This window comes from Nocardia sp. NPDC003979 (assembly GCF_053605015.1).
The window spans coordinates 156542-180207 of record NZ_JBSGIJ010000010.1 but is presented as its reverse complement, the minus strand read 5'-3'; the positions used below and the strand labels follow the sequence as shown (position 1 = coordinate 180207).

Sequence of the window (23666 nt, the reverse complement as noted above, 5' to 3'; positions counted from 1 at the left end):
TGATTCGTCCCTATTCCGCATCCGGTGACGGCGTGCCAAGATATATGTGACACGAAGTTCCATCTACACTTGAATGGAACCGCCGGTACCACTAAACTGACCAGTGGAACCACCGCTAGGAGACACCGATGACGTTGTCCACTTACCACGATATTCTGCAGGGCTTGTCCGAGGGATCGGTGAGCAAACACTTCGACCCCTATGTCGACATCGATTGGGACGCACCGGAAATGGCGGTGCATTCCGACGACCCCCGCTGGATCATGCCCACCGAGGACCCGTTGGGTCGCCACCCCTGGTACCGGGCCCAGCCTGTGGAACGCCAGATCGCCATGGGTATGTGGCGGCAGGCGGGCATCGCCAAAGTCGGTATCGACTTCGAGCAACTACTCATCCGTGGCCTGATGCAATACCTGATCTCGGTGCCCAACGGTGATCCGGAATTCCGGTACGTCACGCACGAGGCTGCCGAAGAGTGCAACCACACGATGATGTTCCAGGAGATGATCAACCGCATCGGCTACCGCGATGTGATCGGCATGGGCCCGATCGACCGCAAGCTGACGATGGTCATCTGGCCGGCGGTGAAGTATTTCCCCGAGTTGTTCTTCACCCTGGTGCTCGGCGGTGAGGAGCCGATCGATCACCTGCAGAAGTCGTTGCTGCGCGGCGGTTTCGACCTGCATCCGATGGTGCACCGGGTGATGCAGATCCATGTCGCGGAGGAAGCCCGCCACATCTCCTTCGCGCACGAGTATCTGCGCAAGAACGTGCCAGCGATGCACCCGGCCACCCGGTCGCTGCTCTCGGTGCTGTTCCCCGTCGTGATGCGGGTGATGCTGTCGATGATCGCCACCCCGCCGAAGGAATTCGTGGACAAGTTCCACATTCCGCGCGAGGTGATGCGCGAGGCGTACTGGGGTAGCACCGAATCCCGGCACACCAAGCGTGACGTGTTCACCGACGTGCGCGCGCTGGCCACCGACATCGGCCTGATGAACCCCGTCGCCAAGCTGGTCTGGCGGGCACTGGGCATCGACGGCCCCGTCTCGCGCTACCGCAGCGAACCGGCCCGCCGGGTCACCGCGTGATCCCGGAGAGCTGGGCGGCCCCCACCGAGGTGCTGCTGCCCGACGCCGATCCTTTCTATGTGCCACGCGACGGATTCGACAGGTCGGCGCCGGGCACGCTGTTGCGCTGGCGCCCGGTGGAATTGGCGGCGTTCGGGCTGATTCCCCTGCGGGCCCGGGCCTGGCAGCTGCTGTATCGCAGCAATGATCTCAACGGCGTACCCGAGGCCGCCGTCACCACGGTGATCGCCCCGGCCGACGGTGTGGCCGAGGGTGCGCCACTGGTGTCGTTCCAGTGCGCGATCGACGCCATCGCGCCGCGCGCCTTCCCGTCCTACTCGCTGCGCCGCGGCTCGCGGGCGATCGGCACCTGTGCCCACATCGAACTGCTGCTCTTCGCCGACGCGTTGTCCCGGGGCTGGGCGGTATCGGTGCCCGATCACGAGGGCATGCTCGGCGCGTGGGGTGCGCCACGCGAACCGGGCTACCGCGCACTCGACGGCATTCGCGCGGCACTCGCCTTCGAGCCGGGCGGCCTCGCGCCCGACGCCCAGGTGGGCTTGTGGGGTTACTCGGGAGGCGGCCTCGCCTCGGCGTGGGCCGCCGAGATGGCGCCGACCTACGCGCCCGAGCTCGATATCGCCGGCGCGGTACTCGGCTCACCGGTCGGTGACCTCGTCTCCACCTTCCACCGGCTCAACGGCGGCTTGCACGCGGGCTTGCCGACCCTGGTGGTCGCGGCGCTGCGCCGGGTGTATCCGGCGTTCGCCGAACTGGTCGACACCCATTTCTCCGACGAGGGCCGCGCGGTGCTCGACAAGGCGGCGGAGTCGACCACGGTGGGTGCGGTGCTGCGGCTGGCCAGGTACAGCGTCGACCGGCACTCCGGTGCGCCGATGACCGAGCTGCTGGCCCTCGAGGCGATGCTCGAGATGTTCGCCGACCTCACCCTCGGCGACCGAGCGCCGACGGCGCCGCTGCTGGTGACCCAAGCGGTGCACGACCAGATCATCGCGGTCGACGACATCGACGCGCTCGTGCAGCGCTACCGGGCCAACGGCGCGCACGTGACCTACCTGCGCGACCGGCTCAGCGAGCACCTGAGCCTGCTGGCAGGCTCGGCCCCGCTGAGCCTGAACTGGCTGGCCGACCGCTTCGCCGGGCTGCCGGTGACACCCTCGCAGACCAGGACCGTGCTCAGTGTCCTCGGTCTGCCCGGGGGCCGCCACGGTCTCGCCGACCTGGCCAGGGCTGTGGTGCGAGTCCTGTTCGCGCGCCCGATCACCAAGTCGGTGACCGGTCGCGAGCTCGCGAACCCGGCGAAGCGGGACCAACGCGCCGCCTGACCGAACCCTGAACTTACTCACTGGTAAGATACTGGCCCGTAGGGACTGCCGACGGCAGCCGGTGAGATAAGGGGTTATCGGTGGGGATCGTGACCGATGTACCGCGCGCGGTACGGAATGTGTGGGCCGTCTCGTTCGGCGGTGGGCTCGAATCCGGCGAGCCCACCCCGTCGACGACGGTGTACGAGCGCCCGCACCGCCATCTGAAGCGGTACGAAGCCGGCCACGCCGGGGGAAATCCGGTGCTGCTCGTGCCGCCGCTGGCGGTGACCCCGGCGTGCTTCGATCTGCGTCCCGGCCAGAGCCTGGTCCGCCACCTGATCGAGCAGGGGCGACAGCCTTACGTGATCGATTACGGCCAATTCGGTTACGCCGACCGGAATCTCGGCCTCGAGGACTGGATCGACGACATCCTGCCCGAGGCCATCGCGCGGGTCGCCGCCGAACACGACCGGCCGGTCGACCTCATCGGCTGGTCGCTGGGCGGGGTGTTCGCCCTGCTCACCGCCGCCGCCAACGCCGACCTGCCGATCGCGTCCATCACCGCGCTCGCGGCCCCCATCGACCAGCGTCGCACCCCACTGCTGGCCCCGATGCGCCTGGCCGCCAAGGTCACCGGTGGCAAGGAGATGGCCCTGGCCACCCGGATCATGGGTGGTATCCCGCAGGAATTCGTGCGTCTCGGCTTCCGGTTGCAGGCACTGGACCGCGAGATCACCAAGCCCGCCTACCTGATCCGCAACGCGCTGGACACCGAGGCGCTGGCCCGGCTCGAGGCGACCGAGCGGTTCATGTCCTCGATGCCCGGTTACCCGGGGCGTTCCTACTGGCAGATCCACCGCAGCCTGGTGCTGCGCAACGAACTCGCCGAGGGCTACATCCGGCTGCGTTCGGATCTGGTGATCGAACTGGCCAAGGTCACCTGCCCCGTGCTGCTGCTCGGCAGCCGGGGTGACGCGGTGGTGCCCGCCTCCTCGGTTCGGCGCGGCCTGGACGTGCTGCCGAACGCCGAGGTGGAATTCGTCGAGGTGCGCGGCGGTCACCTGGGATTGCTCGCCAGTGCGACCGCCGCGCAGATCACCTGGCCGGCGATCGACGAGTTCCTCAGCCGCTGACCACCTGCGCCGAACCGTGCTCGGCGCGCAGTGCGTGCTTGACCACCTTGCCGCCCGCATTGCGCGGCAGCTCCGCGACCACCACCAGCGCCTTGGGGTGCTTGTAGCGCGCCAGGTGGGTGTCGAGGTGCTCGGCGAGGTCGGTCAGGGTGATGTCGGCGCCGTCCTCGGTGACCACGACGGCGACGGGCACCTCGCCCCACTTGTCGTCGGCCCGGCCGATCACCGCGGCCTCCCGGATGCGGGGATGGGCGAACAGTACGTTCTCCACCTCGGCGCAGTAGATGTTCTCGCCACCGGAGATGATCATGTCCTTCTTGCGGTCGACGACGTAGACGAAGCCCTCCTCGTCGCGGCGCACCAGATCGCCCGAGTGGAACCAGCCACCGGCGAACGCGTCGGCGGTCGCGCGCGGGTTGTTCCAGTACTCGCGCATCAAGGTCGGTCCGCGGTAGACGATTTCGCCCACCTCGCCGGGGCCGACATCGTTCATCTCGTCGTCGACGATGCGGGTGGCGATGGTCGGGATCGGCTTGCCGACCGAACCGAGTTTGCGGATCGCGTCCTCGCCGTCGAGCACACAGGTGATCGGTGACATCTCCGTCTGCCCGAACACCGCCACATTCAATGCGTTCGGGAACGTCTCGGCCATCGCGCGCAGCACGGTGTCGGAGGCGGGGGCGGCGCCCCAGCTGATCACACGCAAACGCAGATCCCGCTGCGCCACGGTGGGATCGGCGCACACGATCTGCCACTGGGCGGGCACGAGGAACACCGAGGTGGCCCGTTCGCGCTCCCAGGCGTCGAGCACCTCGGTGGCGTCGAAGGCCTTGAGCGGGTGGATCACGGTGAGCGCGCCGAGCACGAAACACGCGGCAACACTGCCCAATCCGGCGATGTGGAACAGCGGTGAGGCGCAGAAGGCGATGTCGTCGGCGCGGTACTGCATGGCCCGGATACAGGTGAGGGCCTGAGAGTTCATGTTCAGGTGCGTGAGCACCGCGCCCTTGGGGTTACCGGTGGTGCCCGAGGTGTACATGATCAGCGCGGCACTGTCTTCGGGAATATCGAGCGGCTCGTGCGGGTCGCCCTGTTCGGCCAGCAGGTCGTCGTAGCCGAGGACGCCGTCACCGGTGGTGCCGCCGACCACGATCCGGGTGGCCAGCGCGTCGGTCTGCGCGGCGACGGCCCCGGCCAGCGGGGCGAGGACCGCGTCGGTGATGATCGTGCGCGCACCGCTGTCGGTGACCTGGTAGACGATCTCGGGCGGGGTGAGCCGGAAGTTCACCGGCACCGCGATGGCGCCGAGGGTGTTGATCGCGAACACCGACTCGATGTACTCGGCGTTGTTGAGCATCAGGATCATCACCCGGTCGCCCTGGCCGACCCCTCGCCGCGCGAGCGCGTCGGCCAGGCGTTGCACGCGGTCGTGCAGTTCGCCCCAGGTGGTCGTCTTGCCGAGGAACCGCAGCGCGGGCGAATCGGGAATCGTGGTGGCGTGGATCGCGATCTGGTTCATCCAGTGATTGCGTCGCGAGCGCATCGGTTCGGTAGCGGTTGACATCTCGTCTCCTGCGGAACGCCGGACTCAGGCCGGATCGGTGATGGGGTGGACGGCGCCGTCGAATCGTGGCGCCCGGCGGGTGAGCATCGCGGTCATTCCCTCGAGGAAATCGGCGGAGGTGAGGAGTTCGGACTGGCCGGTCTTCTCCCTGGCCAGGGCGGCCTCGAGCCCGGTGAGGGTGGCCGCGTTGAGCGCGGCCTTGGTCAGTTGCAGTGCCCGGCGCGGTCCCGCGGCGAGCTTGGCGGCGACGGTTTCGACGTGTGCGCCGAGCTCTTCCGACGCAATCGCGCGGGTGATGAGGCCCGCTGTGGCGGCCTCGGTCGCGGGCAATCGGGCGCCGAGCAGGGCGAATTCGGCGGCGCGGGCGCGGCCCATGGACGCCGCGACCACGGCCGTCGCACCGCCGTCGGGCATCAGCCCGATGGAGGTGAACGGCAGCAGCAGGTAGGCGTCCTCGGCGGCGTAGATGAGGTCGGCGGCCAAGGCGATGGACGTGCCGACACCGGCGGCGGGACCGTTGACCTGCGCGATCACCGGCAACGGTGAATCGACGATGGCCCGGATGAGATCGTTGGCGCGATCCATCACCACCTCCGGGGACGCCTCGTTGCCACCCGCCGCGCTGGCCGCGGCCAGATCGGCACCGGTGCAGAAGGCCGCCCCCGCCCCCGTCAGGACGATGACTCGCACGGACGGCGTCGTCGCGGCCGCCGTGACCAGGTCGCACAGCTCGGTCATGGTCGCCAGATCGATGGCGTTCATCCGCGCCTGGCGGTCGATCGTGATCCGCAGGACGCCGTGTTCCTCGGTGCTGAGAACGCTCGCGCTCATCGGGCCACCGCCTCGACGATCGAGCCGGCCAGGCGGTCGGCGATCAGTTGCTCGGCCTCGCGCACCATTCGGTCGATCAGGTCGGCGCAGGTGGGGATGTCGTGGATGAGGCCCTGGCACTGGCCGACGCTCCAGATGCCCGCGTCGAGGTCGCCCTCCTCGTAGACCTTTCGCCCGCGCGCACCGGCGACCAGGTCACGCACATCGGCGAAAGTGCCGCCCCCACGCTCGATCTCGACCACCTGGCGGCTGACGGCGTTGTCGGCCACCCGGGCGGTGTTGTGCATGGTGCGGAAGATCAGCTTCGTGTCGAGCTCGGTGTTGGCCACGATCTTCTCCTTCACGGCGTGCGCGATCGGTGACTCCACGGTGCACAGGAACCTCGTGCCCATGTTCACCCCGTCGGCGCCGAGCGCCATGGCCGCGACCAGGCCGCGCGCGTCGGCGATCCCGCCGGAGGCGATCATCGGGATCTCGAGCTCACGAGCCGCGGCCGGGATGAGGACCAGGCCGGGGGTGTCGTTCTCGCCGGGGTGCCCGGCGCATTCGAAGCCGTCGATGCTCACACCGTCGACACCGACCTGCTGCGCCTTGAGGGCGTGCTTGACGCTGGTGCACTTGTGCAGCACCTTGATGCCCGCGTCCTTGAGGAACGGCAGGTGGGTGGCCGGATTCCCGCCGGCGATCTCGACGATCTTCACCCCGCCGTCGATGATCGCCTGCCGGTACTCCTCGTAGGGCGGCGGCGTGATGGACGGCAGGATCGTCAGGTTCACCCCGAACGGCTTGTCGGTGAGATCGCGGGTGCGGGCGATCTCCTCACGCAGCGCCTGCGGCGTGGGCTGGGTGAGGCCGGTGATGATGCCGAGACCACCCGCTTCGGACACGGCGGCGGCGAGTTCGGCGCGGCCGACCCACATCATCCCGCCCTGCACGATCGGGTGCTCGACACCGAATGCCTCGGTGAATCGGGTGCGCAGCATCGCGCTCTCCCTCCGGATTCAGACGTTCCCGCCGGTCGCGGGCAGAACCAGGACGGCTCTGGGCAACCGGACAGAATCATGATTAACTTAGCGAGAATTGTGATTAACTTAATGGCGGCCGACGCGGCCTGTCAACACCTCGTGCGGCGAGTTGCCCGCCCAGTGGAACCGCGCACCGCCACACCGCGAACGAGTGACCTGAAGGAAGGTCGACAATGACCGAAACCCCCACCGCAACACCGATTTCTGCGACAATGATCGCCACCGCGAACCCGGCGACCGGCGAGCCAGTCGGCAGCTGGCCGGTCGACGACGCCGCGCGGGTCGCGGCCGTCGTCGCGCAGGCTCGCGTGGCCGCACAGTCATGGCGCGAACTCGGGTTCACCGAGCGGAAGCGGGCGTTACAACGCTGGGCGTCCCAGCTGGTGCTGCGCGCCGACGAGTTCTGTGCGCTGATCCACGCGGAGAACGGCAAACCGCTCGACGACGCCTATCTCGAGATCATCACCGCGGTCGAACATCTGAACTGGGCCGCCGAGAACGCGCAGCGGGTCCTGAAACCCAAGAAGGTCTGGCCCGGCCTGATGATGGCCAACCACGAGGCGGTGATCGAGCAACGCCCGCACGGTGTGGTCGGTGTGATCGGCCCGTGGAACTACCCGGTGTACACCCCGAACGGGTCCATCGCCTACGCCCTGGCCGCGGGCAACACCGTCGTGTTCAAGCCGAGCGAGCTCACCACCGGCATCGGGCACTGGTACGTGGACGCCTTCACCGAGGCCAATCCCGGCTTGCCCGAGGGGATCCTGAGTGTGGTGACGGGCCCGGGGGAGACCGGCCGTGCACTGGTGGAGTCCGGTGTCGACATGATCGCCTTCACCGGCTCGACCGCCACCGGCAAGCGGATCATGGCGGCGGCCGCCGAGCGGCTCACCCCGGTCGTACTGGAATGCGGTGGCAAGGACGCGGCCATCGTCGCCGAGGACGCCGACGTGGCCGCGGCCGCCGACGCGATCGTGTGGTCGGCGATGGCCAATTCCGGGCAGACCTGTGTGGGCACCGAACGCTGCTATGTGGTCGCCTCGGTGTACGACGAGTTCCTGGCCGAACTGACCAAGCGGGTGCGCGAGCTCGTACCGGGCTCCGACGGCGACGCCGCCTACGGGCCGATGACGTTGCCCGCCCAGGTCGACGTGGTCGCCGAGCACGTCGACGCCGCCCTCGCCGACGGCGCGACCGCCCTGGTCGGTGGCGCCGATTCGATCGAGGCGCCGTTCGTCCGCCCGATCGTGCTCGTCGACGTCCCGGAGAACTCCCTCGCGGTGCGCGAGGAGACCTTCGGCCCGACCCTGACGGTGCGCAAGGTCCAGGATGTGGCCGAGGCGATCCGCCTGGCCAACGACTCCCGCTACGGGCTCGCCTCGTCGGTGTTCTCCCGCAAACGCGGCATGGCCATCGCGCGCGAGCTGCGGGCGGGCGCCACCTCGGTGAACAGTCCCGCCGCCTATGCCGCCATTCCCGCGCTGCCGTTCGGTGGTGTGGGGGAGTCGGGCGTCGGCCGGATCCACGGTGCGGCCGGACTGCTCGGCTTCACCCGCCCGCATTCGATCGCGCGGCAGCGCTTCGCGATTCCCGGCATGGCGCTGCAGTCCTTCGCCAGAACCGAATCGACCATCGCGATGGTCAAGAAACTCACCGTGCGCCGCTTCGGCCGCGCCAAGTAGACCCAGCAATCAGGAAGCAGAGGAACAGTATGGGCGTCGAATTCACCTCGGAACAGAAGGATTTCGCCGCGGCGGTCGCCGCGTTCGCCAAGCGCGAGGCGGGGACAAGGGCGCAGCGTGACGAGCTCACCGATCACGACAGAGAACAGCACAACCCGGCGGTCTACGCGAAGATGGCCGAGCTCGGGTGGCTGGGGCTGACGGTGCCCGAGGAGTACGGCGGGTCGGCGGCCTCGATGGTCGACATGTGCATCCTGCTCGAGGAGACCCACCGCGGCATGCTGCCGATCGGCGCGATCGGGCCGACCCTGATCACCGGCGGCGCCTACGCCAAGTTCGGTACCGACGCGCAGAAGGAGAACGTGCTGCGCGGCATCGTTCGCGGTGCGTCGCAGTCGATCTCGATGTCGGAACCCGAGGCGGGCTCGGATGTGGGCAACCTGTCGACCAAGGCGGTCAAGACCGCCGACGGCTGGCTGATCAACGGCCAGAAGACCTGGTGTTCCAACGCGCACATCTCCGAGAACATCCTGCTGGTGGCCCGCACCTCCAAGGAGGGCGGAAAGCACGAGGGGCTCACCATGTTCCACGTGCCCGCGAACACCCCGGGGCTGCAGATCACCCCGATCGAGCTGATGGGCAACCAGACCGAAACCAACGACCTGTACTTCACCGACTGTGTGCTCCCCGAGGACGCGGTGGTCGGCGAGGAGGGCAACGGCTGGCGTCAGCTCATGACCGGCCTGAACTTCGAGCGGCTGATCCTGGCCGCGATGAGTCTCGGTGCCGCCGAGCGTGCCTTCGCCGACACTCTGGAGTTCGTCACCCAGCGCAAACAGTTCGGCAGGCCGGTCGGCACCTTCCAGGCGCTGCGGCACCGGCTGGCCGATCTGGCCACCGAGATCGAATGCACCAAGCTGCTGATCTACAGCGTGGCCCGCGAGGCCGATGCGAATCCGGACAAGATGCTGGCGCGTGAGGCCTCGATGGCCAAGCTCAAGGCCACCGAGACCGCCAAGCGGGTGGCGCTCGAGGGCATGCAGATGATGGGCGGCTACGGGTACGCGCGCGAGTTCGACATGGAAAAGCATGTGCGCGGCGCCCTGGTGTCGACCATCTTCGGTGGCACCAGTGAGATCCAGCGCGACATCATCGGGCGCACGCTGGGTCTGTGACCCGTGGGGTTCTCGCCGCCGCGACCGTTGGGGGGTGGCGGCGAGAACCCACGCGCTACCGTGGTCGGCATGGCCGAACGCATGGTTGTCATCGGCGCCGACGCGACAGGCATGTCGGCGGCCTCGCAGGCGCGCAGACTGCGCGGCGCCGACGAACTCGAGATCGTGGTGTTCGAGAAGGGCAGCCACGCCTCGTATTCCGCGTGCGGCATTCCGTACTGGGTCAGTGGTGACGTCGCCGAGGCCGACGACCTGATCGCCCGTTCACCCGAGGAACACCGTGCTCGCGCGATCGATCTGCGCATGCGCACCGAGGTGATCGAGCTCGATGTCGCTGGGCGGCAAGTGCTCTCGCGTGACCTCGACACCGGCGACGAGGCCTGGACCGGCTACGACAAACTGGTGCTCGCCACCGGCGCCACCCCGATCCGCCCGCCGCTGCCCGGCATCGACGCCGACGGTGTGTTCGGCGTGCAGACCCTCGACGACGGTGAGGACCTCATCGAGGCGCTGGTTTCGTCGTCGGGACGCGACGCCGTCGTCGTCGGCGCGGGCTACATCGGGGTCGAGATGGCCGAGGCACTGATCCGCCGCGGGTTCCGGGTCACCATGGTGACCCGGGGTCCGGAGCCCATGTCGACACTCGATCCCGATGTGGGCGCCCTGGTCCGAGAAGCCATGCTCGGCATGGGCATCCGGTTGGTCACCGGCACCGAGGTGACCGGTATGCGTACCGATGCCGATGGGCACGTGCGCGCGGTGCTGACCGCCGACACCGAGTACCCGGCCGATGTGGTCGTCCTCGGTCTCGGCGTACGACCGGCCACCGACCTGGCCCGGCGCGCGGGTCTGCCGCTCGGCGAATCCGGCGGCCTTCTCACCGATCTCGCCCAGCGGGTGCGTGGTCACGACGACATCTGGGCGGGCGGCGACTGCGTGGAGGTGCTCGATCTGGTCTCCGGTGAGCTGGTACACATCGCCCTCGGCACCCACGCCAACAAGCACGGCCAGGTGATCGGCACGGGCATCGGCGGCGGGTATGCCACCTTTCCCGGCGTGGTCGGCACCGCCGTCAGCAAGGTGTGCGATCTCGAGGTCGCCCGCACCGGTCTGCTCGAGGACGACGCCGAGCGAGCCGGCCTGCAGTTCCACACGGTCACCATCGAATCCACCGGGCGCGCGGGTTATTTCCCCGGCGCCGAACCGATGACGGTGAAGATGCTCGCCGAACGCCGCACCGGCAGGCTGCTCGGCGTGCAGATCGTCGGGCGCGAGGGCGCGGCCAAACGCGTCGACATCGCGGCGGTCGCGCTCACCGCGCGGATGACGGTGGAGCAGATGACCGCCCTGGACCTCGGCTACGCGCCACCGTTCTCGCCGGTGTGGGATCCGGTGCTCGTCGCCGCCCGCGCGGCCACCCGTGCGGTGGCGCGCGGCGACTGAACGACTCAGCGGGGGAGCGGCCGACCGAGGGTGACGGTCTGGAGCAGCCGGACCACGAGGTCCTGCGGGCAGATCCCGTCGTCACCGAAGACGCGTCCGAGGTCGACCACCAGGCTGAACGCGGCATGGACCAGAATCCTGGCCTCACCGATCGACAGCTCCGGCCTGGCCTCGGCGACGAGTTTCGCCCACTCGGTGATGATGAGTTGCTGCAGGTGCCGCAAGGTCACCTGATCGGCCTGGTCGACATGGGTGAACTCGGCGTAATACACGAAGGTCAGCGCCCGTTCGTCGAAAGACCCGGCGACATAGAGATCGATGAGCGTGCCCAGCGCCTCGGCGGGTGTCCCGGCGGTGTTGATCGCCGTGGGAATCGCCGCCGACACCCGGTCGGCGGCACGCCGGAACGCCGCCGCGAGCAGGTCGCTCTTGCTGCGGTAGTAGCGGTACACCGCGGAGGCCGCCGACAGATCGGCGGCCACGGCGATGTCTTCCATACTCACATTGGGGTAGCCACGCTCGTGGAACAGCTCGACCGCTTTGCGCAGCAGCAGTTCGTGTTTGAACGGTTGCGGCAGGTCGGGGCCCCGCCGGGCCGCCGCCGTGCTCGGCTCGCCGCGCAGATCGGCGTCGACCAGTGCCCAGCAAGTCGACTTCAACAGCTGGGCAAGGGTTTTGGCCGACAGGCTCGCGTGGTGGTCGCCGATGCTGCTGACCACCGCGAACACCGACACCGCCCGCACGGCACGGTCGTGTCCGTCGAGTTCGGGGCGCACGTCACGGATCAGGCCACGCAGTGCGGCGATCGCGGTGACGAACTGCCCGGTGAACTCGGTGAAGTCGGCGGGCTCCAGATACCGCCGCTCCCACCGGGCCAGCGCCACAGTCGGCCGATTGGTGACCGTGGCGGCGATGATCGCGTCGAAGACATGATCGAGACGTTCCCTCGGCGACCAGCCTTCGGCCTCCGGCGGCAGTTCGACCGCGCTGAGCGCCAGCCCCGACAGCCGCAGCAACTCCTCCCGGAACAGCGCGTATTTGCTGGGGAAGTGGCGATAGAGAGCGGCGGAACTGATGTCGAGCCTGCGGGCGATGTCGTCCATGCTCACGCCGTGGTAGCCGTGCGCACCGAAGGCCGCCGCGGACTCGGCCGCGATCTGTGCGCGCCGGTTCTTCGGCCTGCGGCGGATCTGCCGTGCCGGGGCGGCGGGTTCGTCGATCTGCTTGCTCGTCATCTCGCTTGTCATGCTATCGCCTGTCGGTACCCGGTCGGACCGGCCGCTGGAGTCACTGGGCGGGCGTCGCTGTCAGCGGGGAGTTCACCTTCTCGACGAGCCAGCGGCCACCGTCGTTGTGCAGGCTCATCACCATCGACAGCTGGCCCGGCTTGGCCTTGTGCTCGGTGCCGAGGCTCGAGATGGTCGTGCCGATCACCACGATGGCCTCGGCGGAGTCCTCGTCGCCGGTGCGCAGGGCGCACTGGGTGTCGGTGGCCTTCGAGGTGACCTGGCCCTGGGTGAGGGCTTCGCGCAGCTCGGTGCTCGTCGCTTCGAACTGCTTCTTCCAGTCGCCGGTCGCGCCGTCGAGGACGGCCTGGAAATAGCCGTCGAGGCTCTTGCTGTCGTAGTCGGCCAGGACCGGGGCGTAGCGGCAGGCTGCTTCGCGGGCGCCCTGCTGGGCGGCGAGCAGGTCCTTGCTCTCCTTGTTCTCGAGGAACAGGATCACCGAACTCGCCACCGAGGCGCCGACGACGAGTGCTGCCGCCGCTCGCAGGACGAGGGACTTGCGCTCGGCGGTCCACCGCTCGGTGACGGTCGGTTCTGGGGTATCCGCGGCGGGGGTATCGGATTCGGTTGTGCCGCTGTCTTTTTCGTCTGTGCTCATGAGGTCATCTCCTTATCGGGGTGCGGGCACCGCGGGCTGGGACAGTTCGTCTCCGGTCGCCCCGGGCGGCGGGCCCGCGCCGTTGTCGGGGCCCGGGGGCCGTGGCGCGTTGGCCGAGCCGCGCACCTGCAGCGCGGGGTTGTCGGTGACGCAGTAGTTGTAGAGCCGCACCCTGGTGTCGGTGGTCGGCGTGGTCGGCACGATCGGGACCGTGTCGTAGTCGCAGGTCGGGCGCGGCCACGGATCGACCAGGGTGAAGAAGGCATTGTCGTGGGCCGGGATGCCGACCGCCTCGGCGAAGCGGCTCAGCGTGGGGAAGAGCAGCTCGATGGCGGGCTGGCGGAGTTTGGCCGCCCGGGTGATCGCGACGAAGTTCGTCACCAGGTCGGTGATCGGGTCCTGGGTGCGCGAGACGAACCCGCCGAGCGTGGCCAGCTGACCAGGCCCCTCCTCGAGCAGGTGCCGCAACTCCGCGTCGGCGGCGGTGAACTGCTGGAACAGCGCGCTACCCGCGTGCGTGATGGTGCCGAGGTCGGGTTGGGCGTGCGCGGTGGTCGAGGCGATGACCTGGAGATTGCGCAGGAGGTGCTCGGTCTGCGGGAGCAGGTCGGTGAGCCCGGCCATCGCACGGCTGAGCCCGGAGATCATATTGCGCAACCCGTCCGGCCCACCGGCGAGAGCTTTGTCGAGTTCGTCGACGATGACATTGAGGCGTTCGGGATTCAGCCCGCTCACCAGGCCGGTCATATTGGCCAGCACCGACTGCACCTGCACGGGCACCGCGGTGTCTGCGCGGGCGATCACGGCGCCGTCCTCGAGATAGGGGCCGGTCTCGGTCTCCGGGCGGAAATCCAGGTACTGCTCACCGGCCGCCGACAGGCGGGCGACCGCCACCCGGCCACCCCGCGGGATCCGGGTGCCCTCCTCGATCTGTGCCACGGCGGCGATGCCGTCACCGGAGACACGCACGTCCTGGACCCGGCCGACCCGGACCCCACGGAACGTGACATCACTGCCCGCCGTGAGCCCGCCCGAGGTGGCCAGTTCGACGGTCACCTCGTAGGGCGAATCGGTCGGGTCGATCCGCAGGACCACCCCGCCCAGGTACAGGGCGCCGAGCACCAGGACCACGACGAGGCCGGCGTTGGCGACCGCGACGCGGCGCCGCACCAGCCACTGCCACAAGGGTGAGTTCATCGCGGACCCTCCTGCGGTGTGCTGTTGAGACGGCCGGTGACCTTGGCGATCACCTCGGCGAGGCTGCCGATGAAGGCGGGCACATCGGTGCCGTCGGGCCAGCGGCTGCCGGTGGGATCGGTGACCGCGCCGACATCGAGGTAGGACAGGATCGCCCCGACCGACAGGTTCGGCCCCCGCATGCTGTCCATCACCGAGGGATAGATCTGATCGAAGCCGTCGAGGGCGCCGGTGAGGTCGTCGCCCATTCCCACGAACCCGTTCATCAGGTTCTGGATGCTCTGGAACAGGCTCACGAACTGCGGCCCGTTGGTGGCGCTGAAGTCACCGAGGGCGTCCATGGTGATCGCCACCCGGTTGATGAGATCGACGATCGCCTGATTGTTCTCGGCGAACAGCCCGATCAACTGGGGGAAACTGTCGGCCGCCGCACCGAGTTCGGCCTTGCGCCTGGCCAATTCGCCCGTGAGCACCTGCAACCCGCCGAGGGTGGCGTCGAGGTCGCCGGTGCGCTCGTTGAGCGCGGTGATGACCGAGGTCATCTCGCCGATCAGGTGCTGCAGCTGAGGTGCTTTGCCCGCGAAGATCGAGTTCAGCTCGGAGGTGATCTCGGCGGCCTGATTGATGCCGCCGCCGTTGATGAGCATCGAGACCGACATCATGAGCTGTTCGACCGAGGCGGCCGAGGCGGTGTGCTCGGTGCCGATGGTCGCGCCCTCGCGCAGCGGCGGACCGGCGTTCGCTTCGCTCGGCAGGGTCATGGCGACGAAGACGTCGCCCAGTGGCGTCGCCTGCCGCAACTCCACGGTGGTGCCCTGCGGCAGCCGGATGTCGTCGCGGATGAGCATCTCCACATCCGCGAGGAACGAGGTGGTCGAAATGCCGGTCACCACACCGATATCGGTGCCGCCGATCTTCACGTGGGCGCGGTCGGGCAGGTTGAGCGCGTCGCGGAAGGTGGCGTGCACGGTGTACCCGGGACCACCGATCCCGGGCTCGGGCATCGGCAACTGGGCGACGGTCATCGAGCAGCCGGCGCTCGATGCCGCGACGGCGGCCGCGCACAGGGCGACGGCGACGGTCCTGCGCAGTGTCTTTGCGTGCGTGGTCATTTCGTGAGTCCCAACAGAGCGGCGGTCAAGCCGAAATCCGGGCCCATATCGGAGATCTTGCCGGTGCGGCACCCGTCCAGACGCATCTGCACGCGCTCGCAGAACGTCGCGAGGATCTCGCTGTCGAGCACGATCTTGTCGAGCAGGCCGTGCAGGCGAAGGGCTCGATGTTCCCGGCTGATCGCGTTGTCGAAGTTCTGGAACATCAGCGGGCCCACGTCGATGATCTCGGTGAGATTGCGGGCGTTGGCCCGCATCTGGGTGGCGATGTCGACGAACTTGGTGAGCGCGCCCGCGAGTTGAGTCTCGTTCTGGCCGACCACCGAGGACGTGTTGGTGATGAAGTCGTCGAGTTGCTTCAGCACCGCCTGCAAGCCGGGAGACTGCTGGGCGAACAGCGCGACCAGTTCGGTGATCCGCCCGCTGAAATCGCGCACGGTCTGGTCGTTGTCGGCGATGATCTGGGTGATCTCGCCGAGCCGGACCACGGCATTGGCGATCTGGTCCTTGTTGGCCAGGGTCACCTCGAACGCCGCCGACAGTTCGTCGAGCGTGGCGCGCAGCCGGTCGCCGTTGCCGTCGAGCAGCGGGAACAGCACCCGGCTCGCCATCGGCCCGCTCTGGCTGTCGCCCTTCAGCGCCTCACCGAGCTGATCGAAGTTGGCCAGGATACGGTCCAATTCGACCGGGGTTCTTGTCTTTCCGAGCGGAAGATGGGCGCCGTCGGCGAGCTCGGGACCCGACCCGGGGTAGGCGGGTGCCAGTTCGACGTGCCGGTTGGTGATCAGCTGCGGCGAGATCAGGGCCGCCATGGCGTCGGCGGGAATGCGCACATCGCGATCGACCTTCATCACCACCTCGACATAGCTGCCGCGTGGTGTCACCGAATCGACGACACCGACCGGGACCCCGAGCACCGCGACCTCGTTGCCCGGGTAGAGCCCGGAGACGTTCTCGAAGTCGGCGCTGATGGTCTTCTGCTCGCCGAGCGCCCGGTCGGCGAACCCGGACACGCTGTCGGGAACCAGAGAACAGCCGGTGGTCACAGCCAGAGCCAGGCACAGCGCGGCCAGTTTGCTCGAACGTGTCGTCCTCATCAGTTGCACCCCTGTACGGCCTGCGCGAAGCACAGCCAGTTGTCCGGGAAGATCCACGGTGCCCAGATCTCCCCGTAGGGGCCGTTGCCGAGCAGATTGTTGAACTGCCGCAACGTCACCGGGGCGATCTCGTAGAGCCGGTCCAGGTTCTCCTTGTTCTTGGTCAGGCCGTCCGCCATGGTGTTGAGATTCGTGATCAGCGGTGCGAGCTCGCCGTTGTTCTCGACGCCCATCTCCTGCAGCAGCCGCGACATCTGCGCGACGTTGTCGAGCAACTGGGTGAGCAGGGTCTGGCGTTTCTGCACGGCAGCGCCGATCGCCTCGCCCCTGGTGATCAGGACGAGCACGCTGTTGCGGTTGTCCGACACCAGTTGCGAGACCTGATCCAGGCTTTTCAGCAGGGTGTCGACCTCGTCGCGCCTGCTGTTGATGACCTGGGCCAGCGCGCCGATGCTGTCGAGTGCCTGCACCGCCATGGCGGGGGAGTCGCCCAGCTGGCTGCTGAACACATCGAGCGCGGTGCGCAGCTTGTTCGGGTCGATGCGTTCGATCCGCTCGAACGACGACGAGTACTTCGGGTCCTGGATCACCTTGCTCAGGTTGTAGGGCACGGTGGTGTTCGCGAGCTCGATCCGGTTGTCCGGCAGCCCTTTTCCGTCGCCGGGGCGCAGGTCGATGTGCAGCCTGCCGAGGATGGTCGACATCTCGATCGCCGCGTGCGCGTCGGCGCCGAGGCGGATGTCACGACGGATGCGCAGCGCCACGTCGACCCGGTCGTTCACGAGTTCCACCGACTGCACCTCGCCGACCTCGATGCCCGAGATGTCGACGGTCGCGCCGGGCCGCAACCCGGCGGCTTGGGCGAATTCGGCATGAATCGTCTTGTCGCCCAGCTGGATCCGGGCGAGCAGATTCGAACCACCGAGCAGCACGAGCACCGAGGCGGCCGCGATCAGACCGAGCCGCAGATTCCGGTTGTGCCGCAAGAACTGCGGGACGCGGGGCCGGTTCATCGGCACACCCCCGACTGCGCGTTCCCGCCGACCTGCGAGAACAGGCCCTCCGGCAGCAGCACTCCCCATAGCGACACATCGAGGCGGCACAGGTAGGCATTGCCGTAGGTGCCGTACTGGGTGAAGCGGGCCACGCCGTTGAGGAAGTCGGGCAGTTGCACCGCGCCGCGATCGAGGGCGGCGCCGTTGGCCAGCAGCATCGCCACGCCCGTCGTCGCATTGCGCTGGGCGTCCGACACACCGGGCTTGACCTGTTCGATGATCGTGACCAGCGAGTTCGTCGCACCGGCCACCCGTTCGACCGAACTCTTCAACGATTCTCCTTCGGCGTATAGCCCGTCCATCAGGCTGCGGGTCTGGGTGATCAGGGTTTCCAGTTCGCCGCTGCGATTGGCCAGCCCCGCCAGCACGGAACTGAGATTGCTCAGCACGTCACCGAGGATCTGATCGCGTTCCCCGAAGGTGGCGGCCAGCTGGGCGGCCTGGGTGATCAGCGCCGACAGCGACACCTCGTTGCCCTGCAGCGCTTGGATGAGTGTTTCTGACAGCGAGTTGATCTGGTCGGGCTGCAGCACGCTGAACAGCGGCTCGAAGCCCGACAGCAGCGCGGACACGTCGAACGACGGTTCGGTCCGTTCGAGCGGGATCTCCGAGCCCGGTGCGATGACGGTGCCACCGTCGGTGCCCGGTGCCAGCGCGAGATAGCGCTGGCCGATCAGATTCTGGTACCGCACCAGCGCCTTGGTCGTATCGGTCAGGCGCTGGCGTTCCTCGATCCGGAAATCGACCCGGGCGGTGTAGTTGTCGGCGAAATCGATCTTGTCGATCCGCCCCACGCGCACGCCGGCCATCCGGACGTCGTCGCCGACCCGCAGGCCGAGTACATCGGTGAACACCGCCGAATAGCTGCTGGTATTTCCCGGCACACTGCGTTGCAGGGTCGACCAGATCGTGTAGGTGAGCACGGTCGCCAGGACAGCGAAGAGGCTGAACCCGATGAGTGCTTTGGTGGATTTCACTGTCGGACACCGTCTTCTGTGTCGGGAACGAGGGGGGTGTCGCCGAGGACCGAGCTGAGCAACAGCAGCTGGCTGAACGTCGGCCTCCCGCCGACCAGCGCCGATATGGCGTCGATGCCGGTGAGCCGCTGTGCGGCCGGGGTGGCGGCGGGTGTGGGTTCGACCGCCGCGGCCGGTGCCGTGATCCCCGGGATGGCGGGCAGCCCCGGGATCGGGGGCAGGCCGGGGATCGCCGGAACGGTGATGCTCGGCAGCGCGGGCAGCTGCGGCACCGCGGGCACCACCGGTGCGGGCCCCGCGGCCTCGAGCCGGTTCGGCAGCATGCCGGGCGGATACTCCTGCGGCGGTGCGACTTCCGGGACGGTCGGGCCGCCGCAGCGGGGACCGGTCATCTCGCCGTAGCGGGGGCAGTCGGCGGCGGTGTACTGCTGGAAGGGCGTGAACGTCACATCCATTCGCCAGGTCATCTGCCTGCGCGGCCCGAAGTTGAAGACCTGCTGCAAGTTACGCAGCGACGCATTGAGATTGGCCGCCGTCGTCTGCAGTGCGCCGGGATCGCGGGCGATGCCGCCGAGCAGGTCGTCCAGCCCCGCGACCAGCTCCTTGCCCGCGTTCGGGTTCGCACCGAACAACACGTTCACCGATTCCACGGCACTGTTTCCCTGCATGAGCAGTTCGATCAGGTCGGTCCGGTGTTCGTTGAGGGTGCGGGCGGAGTTCACCGAATCGGCGAGCACACCGACCAGCTCCGGCGCCGACTGGCTCAGCGCCGTCGACGCACGCCCGAGATTGCCGAGCAAGTCACCGATCTCGGGGATCCGGTGCACGGTCGTGAGCCACTGATCGAGGCGCTCGATCGTCGAGCCCGGCACGCGACCGGCCGGGTCGAGCGCCGCGGACAAGGTGGCGAGCACCCGGCCGAGCTTTTCCGGCTGGATGGTGGTGAGCACGTCGCGCAGGGTGTTGAGCGTGGTCTGCAGCTGGATGGTCGCCTCGCTGGTGTCCTCGGCGATCACCGCACCCGCGCGCAGACCCGAGGTGGCGCCGCCGTTGTCGACCAGCTGGATGGACGAGACACCGAAGATGTTGTCGGGCACCACACGGGCGGTGACGGTGTCCGGAATCGTCTCGGCAAGGTCGGGCTTCAGCTCGAGGGTGGCTCGCTGGCGTTCGCCTGCCGCGACCATCTCCACCGAGCCGACGACGCCGACGATCATGCCGCGGAACTTCACATCCGCGCGCTGCGGTAAGCCGTCGCCGGTGCTGGTGAGGTCGGCGCCGACGGTCACCGTTTCCTCGAACTCGCCGTTGTAGCGCAGGGCGAGCAGATACAGCGCGACCGCGAACGCGGTGATCATCGCCAGGCCCGCGGCGGTGAGCTGCAGGGGTTTGGGGCCGCGGCCGCTGAGATCGAGAATCATCCGATCGACCTATCCCGAGATCCGGAATCCGGGGTCGATGCCCCAGATCGCAAGCGTGAGAAAGAGATTCGTGAACACCATGACGACGATGACCATCTTGATCGCCCGTCCGGCCGCCACGCCGACGCCTTCGGGCCCACCGGTGGCGACGAAGCCGTAGTAGCACTGGATGAAGGCGGCGATCAGCACGAAGACCACCACTTTGAGCAGTGAGAAGAACACATCGGGGCCGAGCAGGAATTGGTAGAAGTAGTGGTCGTAGGTGCCCGCGGTCGTGCCGCCAAGGAACAGCACCGACAGCTTGGTCGCCACATAGGCCACCGCGAGACCGACGGTGTAGAGCGGGACGATGGTGATGGTCGCCGCGAGCATCCGGGTGGTCACCAGGTACGGCAACGGCCGGATGGCGATGGACTCGAGCGCGTCGATCTCCTCGGAGATCCGCATCGAACCGAGCTGGGCGGTGAACCGGCACCCCGACTGGATGGCGAAGGCGAGCGTGCCGAGGATCGGCGCGATCTCCCTGGTGGTCGCGAAGCCGGAGATGGCGCCGGTGAGCGGGCCCATGGTGAGCAGGTTCAGCGCCGAGTAGGACTCCATGCCCACGGTGATGCCGCCGAACGCGCACAGCACGATCACCACGCCGACCGTGCCACCACCGACGATCAGCGACCCGTTGCCCCAGCCGACATCGGCGACGAGGCGGGCGACCTCCTTGCGGTAGTGGCGCAGTGTGAACGGGATCGCCAGCAGCGCCTGGAAGAACACGATGGCCTGATGACCGAGCCGTTGATTGGCCTGGATCGGCACCTTGGCCGTGGCCGCCAGCGCCTGCACCGGACGCATCGCGGGTGGGATGTATTCGGCGGCCACGTCACACCACCTTCGCCGGGAAGAGGGCGTTGTAGAGCTGGGTGACGATGATGTTCGTCGCGAACAGCATCAGCGCCGAGGTGACCACCGCCGAGTTCACCGAGTTCGCGACCCCGCCGGGACCGCCCTTGGTGTGCAGGCCGATATCGCAGGCGATGATCGCGGTGAGCGCACCGAAGATCGCCGCCTTGAACAGCGCGACCAGCAGGTCGTCGGCCACCGCGAACGAGGCGAACGAACTGATGAACGAACCCGGTGTGCCGTGCTGGGCATACACATTGAACAGGTACGCGGTGGCGAAGCCGACGAACACGATGAACCCGCACAGCAGCATGCTCACCACCACCGCGGCCACCAGGCGGGGTGCGACGAGCCTGCGCACCGGGTCCACGCCCATCACCTTCATCGCGTCGATCTCCTCGCGGATCGTGCGCGAGCCGAGGTCGGCGCAGATCGCCGAACCGACGGCCCCCGCGATCATCAGCGAAGTCACCAGCGGTGCGCCCTGACGGATGATGCCGAGCCCGGCGACCGCGCCGATGAAGGTGGTCGCACCGACCTGGTTGACCAGCGCGCCCACCTGGATCGAGACGACCACCGCGACCGGGATGGCGACGAAGACGGTCGGCAGGGCCGAGACATTGGCCATGAAGGCGCACTGTTTCACGAACTCCTGGAACGGAAATCGTCGCCGCACCAGTGAGAGGAACAGCTGCACGATCGCGGACCTGCCGAGCAGGACCTGCCTGCCGAGGGTCTCGACCGATCGCTGGGGATGTCGTCGCCAGAGCCCGGTGGCGCTGTCGATGATCCGTCCGACCTCGGACGGTTCGGTGGCCGGTTGTGACGTCATGCGGCACCGATCCTCGTGCTGAGCCAGTGTTCGAGCAGGACGACGAGTCCGGCGAGGGCGGCGAGGCCGAGCCCGAACGCGCACAGAACGGCGACCCACATACCGAATCGGAGCACCGGATTCACCCCGCGACGTCCGCCGAGGATCTTGACGACGGTCACCACCAGATCGATGACCCAGACCAGCGCCATCATCAGGTCATCGTCACATTCGCGAAGGTGAGCACCGGCCAGCACACGATCGACCCGAGGAACGAGATCACCAGGTCCGCGCCGTGGAGATCACGCAGGTGGCTCGTGTGGGTGAGGGTCCAGATCACCCCGACGACGCCGTAGGGGATCCCGAGAATGATCAGGGTTCCGAGAAATTCGGACACCTTCATCTCGTAGCTGAGAAATCTGTCCAGCCGTCGCAACATGGCGTGCCGCTGTTCCTTCCTGCAGGACCGTGGATCAGCGGGGCCGGTGGGCGGCCGACGTCGCTGACGGTCGAGTGATGTTGCTTGGTGTTCGGTGGGGAGAAAGGAATCGGCTATTCGGGATCTTCCCCTGGATCGTCGGATAGCGTGGGGATTACGGCGCTCACCTAGGGCGACTGCACCGATTAAGTTACTACGCATTCCTCGCTCTGTGACGAGAATTACGGGTAACATAGCGCACGAATCGCTGATTGCCTATAGGTAGTCGACCGGGAGCTCACCTGGTTGTCGTCGACGAGAATCGCTAGTAACTTACCGGTGATGTCGCCGCTGGGGTGGCTGTGCAGGAGGAACGCAATGTCCGCAGTGATCGTCGATGTGGTTCGCACCCCCTCGGGGCGTGGCAAACAGGGCGGTGGGCTCTCGTCGGTGCACCCGGCCACCCTGCTCGCGGGTGTGCTCGCCGAGCTCGTCGCCCGCACCGGCATCGACCCCGCCCTGGTGGACGACGTGATCGGCGGTTGCGTGACGCAGAGCGGTGAACAGGCCAACAACATCTCCCGCACGGCCGTACTCGCCGCCGGGTTCCCCGAATCCGTGCCGGCCACCACGGTCGACCGGCAGTGCGGATCCAGCCAGCAGGCCGTGCATTTCGCGGCCCAGGGGGTGCTCGCCGGCGCCTACGACATCGCCATAGCCTGTGGCGTCGAGTCGATGAGCCGGGCGCCGATGTTCTCCAACACCCAGGGCAAGGACTCTCTGCGCGGTCCGCTTGCCGCGCGCTACCCCGACGGGCTGATCGGCCAGGGTATCGCGGCCGAAATCCTCGCCGCGCGATGGAAACTGGACCGGGCCACCCTCGACGAATTCGCCGCCCGCTCGCACCGTCTCGCGGCCGCCACCGCGCAGGCGGGCGGGTTCGACGCCGAACTGGTGTCCGCGGGCGAACTCACCGCCGACGAGACCATCCGGGCAGGCACCACCGTGGAAGGGTTGGCCGGCCTGCGCCCCGCCTTCACCGATCAGGCTATGGCACAGCGTTTCCCGGAGATCGACTGGTCGGTGACAGCGGGCAATTCCTCGCCGCTCACCGACGGCGCCTCGGCCGCGCTCATCATGAGCGAGGCGATGGCGTCGAAGCTCGGCCTGACCCCGCGCGCCCGCTTCCACTCGTTCGCGGTGGTCGGCGACGACCCGACCCTGATGCTCACCGCCGTCGTCCCGGCGACCCGCAAGGCACTCGAGCGCGTGTCGCTGACCGTCGACGACATCGACACCTTCGAGGTGAACGAGGCGTTCGCGCCGGTGCCGCTGGTGTGGCAACACGAACTCGGCGCCGACCCGGAACGGGTGAACCCGCGCGGTGGCGCCATCGCGCTCGGCCACCCACTCGGCGCCTCCGGCACCCGCCTGCTCGCCACCATGGTCAATCACCTCGAGCAGACCGGCGGCCGCTACGGGTTGCAGACCATGTGCGAAGCCGGTGGCCTGGCCAACGTCACCATCATCGAACGGCTCTGACGCGATC

The 23666-nt window shown here is 68.0% G+C and carries 22 protein-coding genes; 7 read left to right on the top strand and 15 right to left on the bottom strand.

The genetic code is table 11. The features are described 5' to 3' along the window. Positions 1–128 precede the first annotated feature (128 nt). The 3 genes from ACWEVR_RS21665 (at position 129) to ACWEVR_RS21655 (ending at position 3531) form a co-directional block, all read left to right on the top strand. The gene (locus tag ACWEVR_RS21665; RefSeq protein ID WP_452468442.1) at positions 129–1091 is read left to right on the top strand and encodes an AurF N-oxygenase family protein; all 963 of its coding nucleotides are present in this window, start codon (positions 129–131) and stop codon (positions 1089–1091) included. Then, complete coding sequence (locus ACWEVR_RS21660) at positions 1088–2416, top strand: lipase family protein (protein WP_452468441.1); 1329 nt, start codon at positions 1088–1090, stop codon at positions 2414–2416. Before ACWEVR_RS21665 ends, ACWEVR_RS21660 begins: the two co-directional genes overlap by 4 nt. Positions 2417–2505: 89 nt before the next feature. After that, positions 2506–3531 carry an alpha/beta fold hydrolase gene (locus tag ACWEVR_RS21655; RefSeq protein ID WP_452468440.1) on the top strand — a complete coding sequence of 342 codons (1026 nt, stop codon included), beginning with the start codon at positions 2506–2508 and terminating at the stop codon, positions 3529–3531. Here the strand turns inward: ACWEVR_RS21655 and fadD5 are convergent. The 3 genes from fadD5 to ACWEVR_RS21640 are packed head-to-tail and all read right to left on the bottom strand — an operon-like array spanning position 3521 to position 6909. Beyond that, positions 3521–5095, bottom strand: a complete 1575-nt coding sequence (gene fadD5 / locus ACWEVR_RS21650; RefSeq protein ID WP_452468439.1) for a fatty-acid--CoA ligase FadD5 — start codon at positions 5093–5095, stop codon at positions 3521–3523. The two genes, ACWEVR_RS21655 and fadD5, sit on opposite strands and share 11 nt — an antisense overlap. A gap of 24 nt (positions 5096–5119) precedes the next feature. Continuing rightward, positions 5120–5926: an enoyl-CoA hydratase gene (locus ACWEVR_RS21645; protein ID WP_452468438.1), complete on the bottom strand. Its 807-nt coding sequence runs from the start codon at positions 5924–5926 to the stop codon at positions 5120–5122. Next, positions 5923–6909: an NAD(P)H-dependent flavin oxidoreductase gene (locus ACWEVR_RS21640; protein ID WP_067488874.1), complete on the bottom strand. Its 987-nt coding sequence runs from the start codon at positions 6907–6909 to the stop codon at positions 5923–5925. The genes ACWEVR_RS21645 and ACWEVR_RS21640 overlap by 4 nt, the downstream gene beginning before the upstream one ends. A 215-nt stretch (positions 6910–7124) precedes the next feature. Between ACWEVR_RS21640 and ACWEVR_RS21635 the strand changes: the two genes are divergently transcribed. The 3 genes from ACWEVR_RS21635 (at position 7125) to ACWEVR_RS21625 (ending at position 11251) form a co-directional block, all read left to right on the top strand. Further along, positions 7125–8633, top strand: coding sequence for an aldehyde dehydrogenase family protein (locus ACWEVR_RS21635; RefSeq protein ID WP_452468437.1), 1509 nt, complete (start codon positions 7125–7127; stop codon positions 8631–8633). Between the two features lie 29 nt (positions 8634–8662). Then, entirely contained in the window at positions 8663–9808 is a 1146-nt protein-coding gene (locus ACWEVR_RS21630; protein ID WP_452468436.1) for an acyl-CoA dehydrogenase family protein, read from the top strand. A gap of 69 nt (positions 9809–9877) precedes the next feature. Then, positions 9878–11251 (top strand): FAD-dependent oxidoreductase, encoded by a 1374-nt coding sequence (locus ACWEVR_RS21625; protein WP_452468435.1) that lies wholly within the window; start codon positions 9878–9880, stop codon positions 11249–11251. 5 nt (positions 11252–11256) lie between these two features. On the opposite strand, the gene ACWEVR_RS21620 is transcribed toward ACWEVR_RS21625, so the two are convergent. The 12 genes from ACWEVR_RS21620 to ACWEVR_RS21565 are packed head-to-tail and all read right to left on the bottom strand — an operon-like array spanning position 11257 to position 22138. Next, on the bottom strand, positions 11257–12498 hold the full coding sequence (locus ACWEVR_RS21620; RefSeq protein WP_067639169.1) for a TetR/AcrR family transcriptional regulator: 1242 nt from the start codon (positions 12496–12498) through the stop codon (positions 11257–11259). Between the two features lie 40 nt (positions 12499–12538). Then, positions 12539–13135, bottom strand: a complete 597-nt coding sequence (locus ACWEVR_RS21615) for a hypothetical protein (RefSeq protein ID WP_452468434.1) — start codon at positions 13133–13135, stop codon at positions 12539–12541. A gap of 12 nt (positions 13136–13147) precedes the next feature. After that, on the bottom strand, positions 13148–14332 hold the full coding sequence (locus ACWEVR_RS21610) for an MCE family protein (RefSeq protein ID WP_452468433.1): 1185 nt from the start codon (positions 14330–14332) through the stop codon (positions 13148–13150). Next, positions 14329–15444, bottom strand: coding sequence for an MCE family protein (locus ACWEVR_RS21605; RefSeq protein WP_452468432.1), 1116 nt, complete (start codon positions 15442–15444; stop codon positions 14329–14331). The genes ACWEVR_RS21610 and ACWEVR_RS21605 overlap by 4 nt, the downstream gene beginning before the upstream one ends. After that, a complete protein-coding gene (locus tag ACWEVR_RS21600) occupies positions 15441–16541 on the bottom strand; it encodes an MCE family protein (protein WP_452468431.1) in 1101 nt (366 codons plus the stop codon). The genes ACWEVR_RS21605 and ACWEVR_RS21600 overlap by 4 nt, the downstream gene beginning before the upstream one ends. Next, complete coding sequence (locus ACWEVR_RS21595; protein WP_452468430.1) at positions 16541–17554, bottom strand: MlaD family protein; 1014 nt, start codon at positions 17552–17554, stop codon at positions 16541–16543. The genes ACWEVR_RS21600 and ACWEVR_RS21595 overlap by 1 nt, the downstream gene beginning before the upstream one ends. Beyond that, entirely contained in the window at positions 17551–18573 is a 1023-nt protein-coding gene (locus ACWEVR_RS21590) for an MCE family protein (RefSeq protein ID WP_452468429.1), read from the bottom strand. The genes ACWEVR_RS21595 and ACWEVR_RS21590 overlap by 4 nt, the downstream gene beginning before the upstream one ends. Continuing rightward, a complete protein-coding gene (locus ACWEVR_RS21585) occupies positions 18570–19994 on the bottom strand; it encodes an MCE family protein (RefSeq protein WP_452468428.1) in 1425 nt (474 codons plus the stop codon). The genes ACWEVR_RS21590 and ACWEVR_RS21585 overlap by 4 nt, the downstream gene beginning before the upstream one ends. Before the next feature lie 9 nt (positions 19995–20003). After that, a complete protein-coding gene (locus ACWEVR_RS21580; RefSeq protein WP_210740100.1) occupies positions 20004–20840 on the bottom strand; it encodes an ABC transporter permease in 837 nt (278 codons plus the stop codon). 28 nt (positions 20841–20868) lie between these two features. Further along, complete coding sequence (locus ACWEVR_RS21575) at positions 20869–21720, bottom strand: MlaE family ABC transporter permease (RefSeq protein WP_452468427.1); 852 nt, start codon at positions 21718–21720, stop codon at positions 20869–20871. Continuing rightward, positions 21717–21914, bottom strand: coding sequence for a hypothetical protein (locus ACWEVR_RS21570; protein ID WP_452468426.1), 198 nt, complete (start codon positions 21912–21914; stop codon positions 21717–21719). Before ACWEVR_RS21570 ends, ACWEVR_RS21575 begins: the two co-directional genes overlap by 4 nt. After that, positions 21914–22138 carry a hypothetical protein gene (locus ACWEVR_RS21565; RefSeq protein WP_452468425.1) on the bottom strand — a complete coding sequence of 75 codons (225 nt, stop codon included), beginning with the start codon at positions 22136–22138 and terminating at the stop codon, positions 21914–21916. Before ACWEVR_RS21565 ends, ACWEVR_RS21570 begins: the two co-directional genes overlap by 1 nt. A 357-nt stretch (positions 22139–22495) precedes the next feature. On the opposite strand from ACWEVR_RS21565, the gene ACWEVR_RS21560 reads away from it, so the two are divergent. Then, positions 22496–23659: a thiolase family protein gene (locus tag ACWEVR_RS21560; RefSeq protein ID WP_452468424.1), complete on the top strand. Its 1164-nt coding sequence runs from the start codon at positions 22496–22498 to the stop codon at positions 23657–23659. Positions 23660–23666 lie beyond the last annotated feature (7 nt).